Source organism: Brevibacterium sp. HMSC08F02 (assembly GCF_001807555.1).
In the GTDB taxonomy this organism is placed as follows: domain Bacteria; phylum Actinomycetota; class Actinomycetes; order Actinomycetales; family Brevibacteriaceae; genus Brevibacterium; species Brevibacterium ravenspurgense.
Genome location: NZ_KV789354.1, coordinates 20555 through 33131, shown reverse-complemented (window position 1 = coordinate 33131; position 12577 = coordinate 20555). Strand labels below are relative to the sequence as shown.

At 60.2% G+C, this 12577-nt stretch carries 12 protein-coding genes; 8 read left to right on the top strand and 4 right to left on the bottom strand.

From position 1 onward, the window contains the following. Positions 1-21 precede the first annotated feature (21 nt). The gene (locus HMPREF3172_RS04920) at positions 22-1560 is read left to right on the top strand and encodes a helix-turn-helix transcriptional regulator (RefSeq protein WP_070515865.1); all 1539 of its coding nucleotides are present in this window, start codon (positions 22-24) and stop codon (positions 1558-1560) included. Here the strand turns inward: HMPREF3172_RS04920 and HMPREF3172_RS04915 are convergent. From HMPREF3172_RS04915 to HMPREF3172_RS04905, 3 genes are all read right to left on the bottom strand, one after another. Beyond that, positions 1467-2261, bottom strand: a complete 795-nt coding sequence (locus tag HMPREF3172_RS04915) for a hypothetical protein (protein ID WP_070515863.1) — start codon at positions 2259-2261, stop codon at positions 1467-1469. The two genes, HMPREF3172_RS04920 and HMPREF3172_RS04915, sit on opposite strands and share 94 nt — an antisense overlap. A 147-nt stretch (positions 2262-2408) precedes the next feature. Continuing rightward, positions 2409-4067 carry a SulP family inorganic anion transporter gene (locus HMPREF3172_RS04910; RefSeq protein ID WP_070515861.1) on the bottom strand — a complete coding sequence of 553 codons (1659 nt, stop codon included), beginning with the start codon at positions 4065-4067 and terminating at the stop codon, positions 2409-2411. Between the two features lie 243 nt (positions 4068-4310). Beyond that, positions 4311-5093, bottom strand: a complete 783-nt coding sequence (locus tag HMPREF3172_RS04905) for a GntR family transcriptional regulator (RefSeq protein WP_070515859.1) — start codon at positions 5091-5093, stop codon at positions 4311-4313. A gap of 224 nt (positions 5094-5317) precedes the next feature. On the opposite strand from HMPREF3172_RS04905, the gene HMPREF3172_RS04900 reads away from it, so the two are divergent. From HMPREF3172_RS04900 to HMPREF3172_RS04870, 7 genes are all read left to right on the top strand, one after another. After that, complete coding sequence (locus HMPREF3172_RS04900; protein ID WP_070428765.1) at positions 5318-6457, top strand: ABC transporter substrate-binding protein; 1140 nt, start codon at positions 5318-5320, stop codon at positions 6455-6457. After that, positions 6454-7410 carry an ABC transporter permease gene (locus tag HMPREF3172_RS04895; protein ID WP_256173207.1) on the top strand — a complete coding sequence of 319 codons (957 nt, stop codon included), beginning with the start codon at positions 6454-6456 and terminating at the stop codon, positions 7408-7410. The genes HMPREF3172_RS04900 and HMPREF3172_RS04895 overlap by 4 nt, the downstream gene beginning before the upstream one ends. Then, complete coding sequence (locus tag HMPREF3172_RS04890; RefSeq protein ID WP_083281421.1) at positions 7398-8258, top strand: ABC transporter permease; 861 nt, start codon at positions 7398-7400, stop codon at positions 8256-8258. Before HMPREF3172_RS04895 ends, HMPREF3172_RS04890 begins: the two co-directional genes overlap by 13 nt. Before the next feature lie 95 nt (positions 8259-8353). Then, entirely contained in the window at positions 8354-9325 is a 972-nt protein-coding gene (locus HMPREF3172_RS04885; protein ID WP_256173206.1) for an ABC transporter ATP-binding protein, read from the top strand. After that, positions 9322-10083: an HAD family hydrolase gene (locus HMPREF3172_RS04880; protein ID WP_070515853.1), complete on the top strand. Its 762-nt coding sequence runs from the start codon at positions 9322-9324 to the stop codon at positions 10081-10083. Before HMPREF3172_RS04885 ends, HMPREF3172_RS04880 begins: the two co-directional genes overlap by 4 nt. Positions 10084-10088: 5 nt before the next feature. After that, the gene (locus HMPREF3172_RS04875) at positions 10089-11042 is read left to right on the top strand and encodes an endonuclease/exonuclease/phosphatase family protein (RefSeq protein WP_070515850.1); all 954 of its coding nucleotides are present in this window, start codon (positions 10089-10091) and stop codon (positions 11040-11042) included. 162 nt (positions 11043-11204) lie between these two features. After that, entirely contained in the window at positions 11205-12062 is an 858-nt protein-coding gene (locus tag HMPREF3172_RS04870; RefSeq protein ID WP_070516089.1) for an NUDIX hydrolase, read from the top strand. Between the two features lie 35 nt (positions 12063-12097). Here HMPREF3172_RS04870 and HMPREF3172_RS04865 read toward each other — a convergent pair whose 3' ends face one another. Continuing rightward, positions 12098-12532: a hypothetical protein gene (locus tag HMPREF3172_RS04865; protein WP_070428761.1), complete on the bottom strand. Its 435-nt coding sequence runs from the start codon at positions 12530-12532 to the stop codon at positions 12098-12100. Positions 12533-12577 lie beyond the last annotated feature (45 nt).

Genomic DNA, 12577 nt, shown 5'->3' with positions numbered 1-12577 from the left:
ATTTGGTGCGATACTGGCCCTATGACGAGCTCACCTGAAAACAGCTTTCTGCCCTCCGGGGCCAGCCAGTCTGACCCTGCGGAAGCTGACGCCCTGTCCATTGGCCTCAACCTGCGTCACTACCGCGGGCAGGCCGGGATGACGATGGCGGAGCTCGGCGGCCTCGTGGGACGGGCGGCATCGCAGATCTCTGCTTTTGAAACCGGCAAACGCGCACCCAGCCTCGACATGCTCGGCACTTTGGCCAGCGCACTGGATGTTTCGGTTGACGACCTCCTCAACCCCACCCCGGCTGATCCTCGCGCGGCGCTGGAACTCGAAGTTGAGCGCCGCCAGAATTCTTCGCTGTACTCCGTCCTGGGCCTGCCGACTGTTCGGGCCAAATCACTGGGCAATGACGAACTCCAGGCGATTGCCTCATTGCAGCGAGCCCTGGCGACAGTCTTGGAACAGCGGGCCGCAACACCAGAGGAGGCTCGCCGAGCCAACCGAGTGCTGCGCGAAGAAATGCGCGCCCAAGACAACTATTTCCCGGACATCGAAGCCGCCGCAGCACAGCTGCTTGGCGCCATTGGGTCGGGCGACGGCCCCCTGTCACAGGCACAGACCGCCGCAATCGCCAACCACTTGGGCTTTTCCCTGCACTACGTGCCGGACCTCCCGGAGTCCACGCGGTCAGTGTCGGACACGCGCAATAAGCGGCTGTACCTGTCGAACGATTCACAGGCACTGGGCGATCCGCGCTCCCACGTGCTGACCGCTTTGGCGTCGCACGTGCTCGGCCACACGCCGCCGAAAAACTTCCAGGATTTCCTCCGCCAGCGCGTCGAAGTGAATTATCTGGCCGCAGCGCTGCTCGTGCCAGAAAAATCAGCCGTTGAGCAGCTGCAGAACGACAAGAAAAACCGGCGTATTTCTATTGAGGAGCTGCGTGACCGTTTTTCGGTTTCCTACGAAACGGCCGCACACAGGTTCACAAACCTAGCTACGCGCCACCTGGATCTTCCGGTGCACTTCATGAAGGTCGCCAAGACGGGAACCATCCACAAGGCGTACTCAAATGATGGGCTACCCTTCCCCCAGGACCCCCTGGGGTCTGTCGAAGGGCAGTTTGCGTGCAAGCGGTTCACGTCGCGTGCCGTGTACCGGGTGGAAGACCGTTTCAGCCCGTATTTTCAGTACACGGACACCCCGGAGGGAACCTTCTGGTGCACCGCTCGAGTGCTGCCCGGAGGCGAGTACTCGATCAGCGTCGGCGTGCCGTTTGCCCACGTCAAGTGGTTCATGGGGCAGGAAACGCCCCACCGGTCGGTATCGAAGTGCCCGGACCCCAGCTGCTGTTCGCAGCCCCCTGAACAGCTCAGTGCCAAGTGGGAAGACGCCTCGTGGCCGGCAGCCCGAACCCACGCCTCGCTCCTTGCCGCGGTCCCACCGGGAGCGTTCCCCGGTGTTGACCGCACCGAGGTCTACGCCTTCCTCGAGCGCCACGCGCCGACGGACACGGCAATCAATGCGAACAATGCAAGCGCGCCGATGAACCAAAGGATCACGTCGAGGTAAGTGAAGTCGTAGAACTGCCCAGGGCCGCCATAGGCTGTGATGGGCAGAGAGAAGATCGACATGAGCGTCGGCAGTGACAGCACTGCAAACAGGGTGAACAGCTTCCACGGCTGCGCGCAGCCGCTCAGTTCACGGGCGCGCAGGGCGCACGTGAGCGCCGCGGTCATAAGCAGCAGCGCCAGGATCTGGGAGGCAGGGAAGGCCACATTGTTGTTGAGGATGCCTTCGAGGAAGACCCCGAACACAGTCACGGCAAGCACTGCAGCATAGAGAATCGCGCACAGAAGCCAGGCCGAAGCTTCGGCAGACAAGGCTGCGGGAAAGGCTGCGGCCAGGCAGATTGCTGCTGCAATGATGAGTGCCGGCAGGGCCACCAGCATGAGGAAGCCGGGAAATTCGCCGAACAGCGCCTTCTCTGCGCTGGTGTCAAGCAGCACAAGGACACTGCCGATAACCGCGGACAATCCTAAGCCGATGAGCGCGCCCTTGCGTCGCGAGGATTGGCCGTGCTGCTGCCCCGGTGCGGCGAGGACCATTGCGAGACCTGCCGCTGCGAACACGGCAGTTCCGATAAGGGCGAATCGGTAGGAAACAACGTCGAGGAGCCCATCACTGAAGCCGTTGATGCTTGCCGCAATGACAAACAGAGCCCCGGAAACAAGCCACAGTGAGCCACCGGGCTTTCTACTCGAATCACGCATTGATTTCCCTTTCCACACCGGGGAGCGCAGCTCTGGTTCGGTGCTTCTCTGCACTCAAGCTGCGCTTCTCAGCGGCGTTTCTCAGCGGCCTCGGCGCTCCTGTGCTGCCGAAGTCAGATTCGCTCAGCTTAACCTACAAGCGGCGAGTCAGCCGCGTTTTGCGGCGACGATTTCGCGAGCCTGAGCTACAGCGTCCGGCAGTGAGGCAATGATGTAGTCGTCTTCGCGCAGTGATGACAGGACGCCAGTCGAGGTCGCCAGGTGTTTGTGCCGTTCTTGCAGACCCTTGACGATCACGGTGATCTTGCGCCTGCCGAAGACTTTGATGAGTTCGGCGAGCACGCGCGCTCCGGAAGAGTCCATGAACCGCAGCTGGGACAGTTTGAGGATGACGACGTCAACGTCGTTGATGCCCTCAATTGCTTCGACAGCGGTGAGGATGCGGTCGCCGATGCCGAAGTACAGCGCACCGTCGAAGCGGACGATCGCAATGTGCTTGTCTTCCGGCTGGTGGGGTTCGGGAATCTCTTCGTGTTCCACGGCAGCGGTTTTCGACAGGGCGCGCAGTGCGAACACTGCGGTGACCGCAATGCCGATGAGCACTGCGAAGATCAGGTCGAAGGACACCGTGATGAGTGCTGTCAGGGCGAAGATGAACGCGTCCTGCCGGCTGCTTCGGATGATCTTGCCGGCGTTGTGGTAGTCGACCATGTTGACGGCTGTCACCAGCAGAACACCGGCGAGCGCGACCATCGGGATCTGGCTGACCAACCCTGAGGCCAGGTAGACGACCCCGGCGAGGAACAGTGCGTGGACGATGGCGGCCAGGCGGGTGCGTGCTCCCGCGCGGACGTTCACGGCGGTGCGGGCGATGGCACCGGTGGCGGGCATGCCGCCGAAGAAGCCGGAAGCGACCCCGGCCAAGCCCTGGCCGAGCAGTTCACGGTCACCGTCATAGGCTCCGGCCGATGTCATGCCGGAGGCCACGCGGGCTGACAGCAGGGATTCGATGGCGGTGAGTGCTGCAACCGCGAATGCGGGGCCGATGAGTGCTTGCAGCAGCGCAAGATCAGCGTCCGGCGCACTCGGTGCGGGAAGTGATGTGGGCAGTTCCCCGATCACGGCGAGAGGCGCCTCGGCGACCTGAGCAATGACCGCTACCGCGATGATCGCGAGGATCGAACCGGGCAGACGTTCGTGCAGGCGGGTTGACCCGACCATGATGATGGCCACGACGGCGACCATGGCCAGCGACCACAGCATCTGGGTGGTGTTGATGTGGGCGAAGGATTGGACGGCCGCGATGATGGCGTTCGTCGACTCTCCCGGCTCTGACCCCAGGGCCGCGGGCACTTGCTGCATGAAGATGATGATCGCGATGCCCAGCGTAAAGCCCTCGATGACGGGCCACGGGATGAAGGCGACCACGCGACCCAGTTTGAGCACGGCGGCGGCGATCACCAGGATTCCGCCCATGATGGCCACAATCGGCAGTGCCTGATAGCCGAATTCGGTGGCGATCGGCAGGAGGATGACGACCATGGCGCCGGTCGGGCCGGACACCTGCACGTGGGAACCGCCGAAGATTGCGGCGACAAAACCTGCCACCACCCCGGTGATGAGCCCCATTTCGGCGGGTGCTCCACTGGCAATTGCAAAGGCGAGCGCCAGGGGAATCGCAACGATGCCGACGGTGATGCCGGCCATGATGTCGCGCAGCCAGCTGGAGCGCAGTTCAGCGTAGTCGGACAGGCGCGGGGACAGACGCGTGAATCGCTTTGCCGCTGCTTCTGCCCGCTGTCCCATGAATCTGCTCCTTGTACTTGCGCTGCATCTGTCCAGTGCCAGCACTGTATCCGCGCGTCGAATCAACTGAGGGCCCTGGTGAGCGGCCCCCACCTGGAGTTTATAGGCGGACCGGGCAGGCACCTCGTGATGTGCGGTAGAAAACCACGAGGCGCCAGATGGCTCGGTCTTCTTTCGCGGCCGGGTGCGGGCCTGCTGGTAGCGCGCCTGGTGGTGGGGCCAGTCGTCGATGGTTTCGGCGGCCTAATCGCCCTCCGGTGTGATCCACTGCAGCGGATTGGAGTGCCACGAGTTTCCAACTGAAACCATGACCTTGCCCGCAATGTACTTGTCGATTGACCACTCCAAACGACGCCCGGAAGGATCGCGGGTCACTCGTCGATGGACAAGAAGGGCGGCACCCTCAGCCACACCCAACAACTTCGCGGTCGCAGCATCTGCAGATTCTGCACCAAACCTGTGTTCTGCATGGCTGAAGCGCACACCGTGCTCATCCGCCAAAAGCCTGGTCACCGAACTGGCGTTGTCCGGCAATGACGTAATGATCTGGCCAAGCCACTCCGGGTAATGCGTTTGCTCCAGCATGACGTTCTCGCCATCAAGCAGACGCTGACGCACAACAGCAAGCACGCGCTGGCCTTGAGCGACTTTCAGCAGCTGTTCGTCTGAAGCATCGGCTATCTGCCACTGCATTGACACCACCAGTCCACCCGGCTGGTGCCCCGCCTTCCATGCCCACTGGGCAAAGGAATGGAACTCGGAGAACGATGCCATCGGACGGGGCTTCTTCACCACTCGCTTACGTCGGCCGCGAGTCCCATCAACAATGCCTTCTGTCACCAGCTGGTTAACCGCAACGCGAACCGTGCCAGGCGACACATTGAACCGTTCGCTCAAAGCCTTTTCAGATGGCAGTGAATCCCCCACGGCGTACTCACCCGAAAGGATGTCCGCCTTCAGCGCTTCAGCAATCTGCTCAAAAGCAAAGTCCTTCGACGCCGCGGCACCGGAACTCGGTTCGGTCACCTTGCGCCTCCTACGCGTGCTCGCCACGCATCCATAATTTGGAATCTGTCACAACCATTGTCTGTCTGAACATCACCAAGTTGGCACGAAGAACGGCGCAGCAGATCCAAAGTTCATCTTTAATTCATCCTCACTAGTGAACTTATACACCGAAACGCGAACTTCACTAGTGATATTGATCTTGGCGTTCACAACCCCACTACGTACAGCGAAGGAGAGCTTCCGTGAAAAAACGAACCCTCACGTTTCTGGCTGCAGGCCTGGCAGCCGGTTCACTCGTTCTGTCGGCCTGCGGCGAATCTGGAGCAACAGCCACAGAAGGATGGCGCGACGCAACGTCAGCAGCCGACGGCGGCGGCATGGACAAACTCATCGAAGATGCCAAAGCTGAAGGCGCATTCAACGCCATGGGACTCTACGAAGACTGGGCAAACTACGGCGAACTGCTTGAAGCGTTCTCTGAAAAGTACGACATCGAAATCAACAACGACACCTCAACCGGAAGCTCCCAGGACCTCATCAACGCAGTAGTCAACCGCAAGGGCCAGGACGATTCCCTTGACTACCTGGACACCGGCATGAGCTTCGCGCAGACCGCTGACGAAGACGGACTGCTGGCACAGTACGCACCCGAAACGATCGATACCATCGACAAGCAGTACATCGGCGAAAACGGCACGTGGATCAACCACCTGGGCGGGACCATGGCTATCGGCTGTGACGCCAACGCCGTTGACAACTGCCCAGAATCCTTCGCAGACCTTAAGAAGCCCGAATACAAAGGCAAAGTTGCCATTACCGGAAACCCTACAACCGCTGAGGCTGGATTCATGGCAGTCCACGCAGCAGCCGTCGCCAACGGCGGCAGTGTTGACAGCATCCAGCCGGGCCTGGACTTCTTCGCAGAGCTGAAGAAGAACGGCAACTACCTGCCCGCTGAAGCAAATGCCGGAACCATCGAAACGGGCGAAACCCCGATCGTCATCAACTGGGACTACCTGCTCAAACCGATTGCTGAAGACCTCAAAGAATCCAACGGCCACGAACTGAAGATCATCGAACCGTCTGATGGCACCGTGTCGTCGTTCTACGCTGCATCGATCAACGCCGACGCACCGCACCCGGCGACCGCACGCCTGTTCTACGAATTCCTGTTCTCCGACGAAGGCCAGAACCTTCTGATGAAGGGCTACGTCACCCCGGTCCGCCTGAGCTCCATGCTTGATGAAGGCACGGCAGACCAGGAAGCTGTTGACGCTCTTCCGGGCGAAGACCCCGAAATCACCGCTCCTATGCCAACGCTTGAAGAACGTGCCGCGAACCAGAAAGTGGTCGAAGCCGAGTGGCCTAAGGCGATGCAGTGACGCAGACAATAGCCGCGGCCGCTGCGGATGAGGTCAGCATCGGGCACACACCCGAAGCACCCGATGCTGACCAACCCCGCAGCGCCTCGCACAGCCGACTGACCAAAATCCTCAAGGCATTGAAGTCACCAGCTGCGACGTCCCTTGCACCCTTGGCACTCATCATCGCAGCCTTCTTCGTGCTGCCGATTGTCGTGATGACGGTGCTTGCGTTCACCGTGAAAACTGACGGCTCAACACACTTTGGGCTGGGGAACTTCGCTGGATTATTCGATGCTCACCGCAGTGCACTTCTCAACTCGGCTCTTGTATCCGGAGTCGGTTCGCTGATCGCCGCTGTCGTGGGTTCGATTACCGCACTGTGCATTGCACAGATCAAGTCAAAGCGACTGGACTCCATCACCGCCGTGTTTTCCTCTGTCCTTGCAAATGATGGCGGCGCACCACTGGCGTTTTCGTTCATCGTGACACTGGGCAACAGCGGCGTCATTTTCGCAGCGCTCGGACTAGAGAAAATCGGTTTCACACTGTATTCATGGCAGGGGCTCGTGGCCATGTATCAGTCATTTCTGATTCCCACCATGATCATGGTGACGTTGCCAACTTTCCGCGGGCTTCGCCGCGAATGGGCCGAAGCCAACACATCCTTGGGCGGAAGCCCCTGGACCTACTGGCGCCGAGTGGGCATCCCCGTTTCGCTGCCCGCGCTGTTGGGCGGATGGGTGCTGCTTTTCGGCTCCGCCTACGCCACCCACGCCTGTGCGGCAGTTCTTTTGGGATCTGGCGGTTTCCAGCTGATCCCGCTGAACATTGCATCACAGCTGAGTTCGGGAACCTCAAGCGGCGGCGAAGCTGCGGCAATGGCTCTCGGTGTTTCCATGATCGTCATTGCGATCATCACCCTGTTCCTCTTTTCTCGCCTGCAAAGGAGGAGTGAGAAATGGCTAGCATGACGCAAGCCCCAGCTCCCGCATCGACGCCAAGATTCTCGGCCGTCCGCGCACTCAGCTGGGGACGCTGGCTGCCGGTCTTGGCAGTTGCGGCCTACGTGATCATCCCGCTGATCTGCTCGATTGCGTTTGCAGTGTTTCCCGGCGGCAGCTTTTCGCTCGATGCGTTCCACGTGCTGGGTTCTGACGCGAAACTCTCCAGCGCGATTATTCGCACACTGCTCATTACGGCTGTCACAATCGCGGTGCTCATAGCAGCACTCGTTCCAGCTGTTGTCGCGGTCCACCTGTGGGCCCCACGCCTGCGCACCATACTTGAAATTCTGTGCACGCTCCCGCTGGTGGTCCCACCCATCGCGCTGGTCGCCGGCGTTGTAGCAATCCTTCGGTGGGGTGCACAGCAGGGACGCGGCAGCACTCCCAATGCCATCAGCCAGTTCCTGCAGAACCAGGACCTTCCGCTGATCCTGGTGGGAACATACGTTGTTTTGTGTCTGCCGTTTACTTTCCGCTCTATCGATGCCGGCCTTCGGACCATTCCGCTGAAAGCAATAGTGGAAGGTTCTCAAGTGCTCGGTTCCAGCATGTGGGGAACCATCTGGCGTGTGGTGCTGCCCAACATGCGGGGCTCCATTCTGTTTTCGGTGTTCTTCGCCACCGCACTGTGCTTCGGCGAATTCACGATCGCTGCAACGCTGAGCCAGCAAACAGTACCGGTATGGCTCTACACCGTGTCCTCAACCCAGTTCCGTTCCTCAATCGCAATCGCAGTGCTGTTGAACCTCATTACATGGGCACTCATGTTGATCGCCACCTTTGCAACAGGCAAGGAAAACCGCACCCGGGATTGAGCGCCCGTGATCCACGTGATCGCACACGAATGAATGCCACCTGACGGCAACCGATACTTCTGGAGATAGTTGTGACTGATAATTCAAACGGCGTTGTGTTCGACAGCGTTTCAAAATCCTTTGGAACGCAGACGGTTCTGAACAACCTCAATTTGTCGCTTGCCCCTGGGGAGCTCGTGACTGTCCTTGGGCCATCGGGCTGTGGAAAGACCACGGCTTTGCGTGTGCTTGCTGGTTTCGAGCGGCCGACATCCGGCCGGATCCTCATTGACGGTAAGGACGTCACCGCGGTTCCTGCGAACAAGCGTGGAATCGGCATGGTGTTCCAGGCCTACAGCCTTTTTCCGAATCTCAGTGTTCTAGACAATGTCGAATACGGTCTGCGTATTCGTCGCGTTGGCCGGGGCGAGCGCCGTCGCCGCGCACAGGAGTTGTTGGAAATGTGCGGCCTTGGCCCGTTTGGTGAGCGTTTCCCGCATCAGCTGTCCGGTGGTCAGCAGCAGCGAGTCGCACTTGCCCGAGCTCTGGCCGTTCAGCCTTCTGTGCTGCTGCTGGATGAACCGCTGTCGGCTCTTGATGCTGCGGTGCGCACCCAGATCCGTGATGAGATCCAGCGCTTGCAGCGGGAATTGGGGATCACCACGCTGTTTGTTACCCACGACCAGGGTGAAGCCCTAGCGATTGCCGACCGAGTTGCTGTGCTGAACAAAGGCATTGTGGAACAGCTGGATGTTCCACAGGTTATTTACCAAAAGCCCGCTACTGAGTTTGTGGCGCGGTTTGTTGGGACCGCTACCGAACTGGAAATCGGTGGGTGCAAGACGTTTATTCGTCCAGAAGATCTCAAGCTCGAAGCGGATCCCCATGGCGCATTCACCGTTACCGGTCATTCTTACACCGGTGAGCGCACCACCATTCGCGCGGCTGGAAACACTCGGGAGACGGAAGGAATTGAGCTTGTTTCGTCTGCGTTCCTGGCTGAAGCCCAGGGTCTGCCAGCCGGGGCACGCGTTCGGTGGCGGCTCAGTGGGGAACCCGCATTCACTGCGGAAGGCAGCGCTGCGTGAGGGCCGAAATCACTCTCACCACCCCTGACCGCCCAGTTAAATTCCTTGCGGAGGGAGCTGTTTTCGACTGTGATGGTCTGCTGTTTGATTCTGAATCCGTGTGGCTTGACATGATTTCGGATTGGCTGGCTGAGCACGCTCTGGAGTTCCCGGATATCAACCAGCTGATCGGCGTTGACGCCACGACTGCCGCTCGTATCCTGGTGGATCAGCTGCAGGCTGCACAGCACCCGCGCTTCAGCGCTCTACGCTCAAGAACGCCTTCGCCCACACTCCGCAACGCTCTTCGCATTGAGATCACCGATGAGCTCGATGCTGACTACTCCGCACGCTTGTCATCCGGTGTACCGGTCATGCCGGGAGCAGCTGACCTGCTGAAGCAGCTGTCAAGCATCATCCCGGTGGCAGTGGCCAGCAACGGGCGCCGGACAGATGTCATGGCTATGTTGCGCTCTGCCGATTTGGACCACCTTCTGCACAGTGTGTGCACCGTCGAAGATGTTGCAGAAGGCAAGCCTGCCCCCGATTTGTACGTGCGCGCAGCCGCCTTGATCGGGGTTGCGCCTAAAGACTGTGCTGCTTTTGAAGACTCCCGAGTGGGGACACAAGCAGCACGGGCTGCAGGAACAACTGTTGTCGGAGTCAATGCAGACCACAATGCCGCACTCGTGTGCGATTACCGTCTAACATCCCTACGCCACGTCAGTGCGACGCCTGCTGGCAATGTCGCACGACTGGCCGCCAACACCAGGAGTTAAACCTCATGAGCACAGCCGACCTTGTCAAGAAAACGAACGCCGGTCACGTGACGAGCATGTCCTCCCAAGCAACCCGCGCCGCGGCAGATCCCGCCAACCCAGTCGAGAGCATTTCTGTGCTCAGCTGGAACCTGTGGTTTGGCGGTCTGATGATGGCGGATGGCCAAACCAAGCAGATGAACTTTCTGCGTGAGCAGGCCGCTGACATTGTCTGCTTACAGGAGTCCGTGCACATTGCGCCAACTGTGCTTGCGGATGAACTTGGCTACGGCCTTGCGCAGCAAGGTTCGGATACCGCGATCCTCAGCCGCTACCCCACCCAGCTCCTAGCCACTGAAACCGCACCGTTTGCGACTGCTGCATTCGTGAAACTGCCGAGCGGTCCCGTGATGGTGTGGTCGGTTCACCTGGAGCATTCTGACTATGGGCCGTACCGCGCCCAGGATCTCGAGCACCACGCAGATCAGGTTTTCGGCCAGGCAGGTGAGCAGCTCCGCGACCAGCAGATTGCCGCGGTCCTACACGAAACCGAGCGTCTCACGGCAGATTCGGCTGACAGCATTCCGGTCATCATCAGCGGTGATTTCAATGTGCCTTCGCCACTGGACTGGAATGGCGTGACACGCCCACAGGCTGCCTGGCCTGCGACTTCCCGTATGGAAGCAGCGGACTACACCGATGCTTTCAGGGCTATCCACCCCGATCCGGTGGCGGCACCTGGGCTCACGTGGTCGCAGATCCACACGTTGGAAGACGAACCGCGCGATCGCATCGACTTCGTCTACACCCTGGGGTTTCCCGTCGAAGACTGTGTCCACATCGGCCAGACCGCCGACGCTGACATATCCGACACCGGTCTGATCGAAACCTCCGGTACCGTCGCGCACATCCCCCACCACCGCGCGAACGACTTCGCTTCCGACCACCTGGCGGTTCGTGCCACTCTCGCAGTTAATTAACGAGGCGCCTTCCCGGTCCCGTTCATACGGAACTTCAGGCGGCAACCCGATGGGGTTTCCGCCTGAAATGGGGTTTCCCGCAATGTGCTGGCTGACCGAATGATCCACAAACGTGCGGGCCTGCTGGTGGCACGCCTGGTGGTGGGGCCATACAGTGAGGGCATGGATCCCAGAATTCACTTCTCAGCAGAGTCGCTGGCGAAGATCAAAGAGCGTATGAGCGGCGTTGAGCCGGACACTCCCCGACCGTCGGCCACCGTGATCTTGTTGCGAGATGGCGAGCGCGGACCGGAGGCGTACCTGCAGAAGCGCCAGTCGTCGATGGTGTTCGGAGGCCGGCCTGTTTTCCCTGGTGGGAAGGTCGACGCTGCTGACAGTGCAGAAATTGATGCGTGGCATGGGCCCTCGCCTGAGGAATGGGCGCAGCGGCTGGGTGTCAGTGCGGATGAAGCGCGGGGCCTGCTGGTTGCGGCGGCGCGGGAGACTTTCGAAGAGTCCGGTTATCTGCTGGCCACGGCGGTTGATGGCAGTGAGCTGACGACGCTGAACACTGATGAGTGGCGGGCTGACCGGGAGGCGGTTGATGCCCGAGAAATGTCCTTTGCTGATCTGCTGCGCAAGCACGGCTTGGTTCTGCGCACTGATTGGCTCACCCCGTGGAGCGTGTGGGTGACCCCCGAGGTTGAGCCGCGCCGCTTCCATACGTGGTTCTTCTTGGCCGCTTGCCCTGTTGGGCAGGAGGTTCTTGGGGTGTCGGCTGAGTCGACTGTCGACGGGTGGATCACGCCTGAAGACGCTGTGCGCAAGAGTGCCGCCGGTGAGCTGCAGCTGATGCCCCCTCAGCTGTGCACTTTTGTCGAACTGTACGGGCACGCTGATGTTTGCGAGGTGCTTGCGGGCAATCGTGACGTGCTCGAGGTGCGGCCGTTCGTTGTGGAGAACAGCGACGGGTCGGGGCACCTGGAACTGCCGGAAAAGCTCATTCGTCTGGCTGACGAGGTGGGGCGGGCAGTTCTGTAGGGACGGGTCTGCCGGGCTGGGGTTGCCGGCCCGGTTTACCTGTTCTTTTTTGCCCTCTTGGCTTCTCGGCGCTGGCGGGCGCGGGCGCGCTTCTTCTTGCGGATGTCGACAACCCAGCGAGGCACAAAAGGCCATGGCAGCGGGATTCCCAGGATGCCGGTCATGCCGATGATCGCAATGACGAAACCCGCTATAAGCGGAACAGAAATGATCGTGTCGAGCGGCTCAGGGATGCTCATGCCTCCCAGCAGCATCATCATCCCGACAACACCGAAGAACAGCGAACCATAGGGAACCAAATACAGGGAAGCATCACGGTCCGTGACACCGCTCTCCGCCCCATTAGCCGAGTCGTACCACTTTTCGGTTTCAGGGTGTTTTCGTATGGCTTGCATGTAGAAGGTCCAGCCAAGACCCCCGCCGAGCACCGAGCCGATGCCAAGCAGCAGATCGGTGGTATCCAGACTCATAAACGGTGGCCTCCGGCAGATGCTTAGGACGGTGCTGAACAAAAA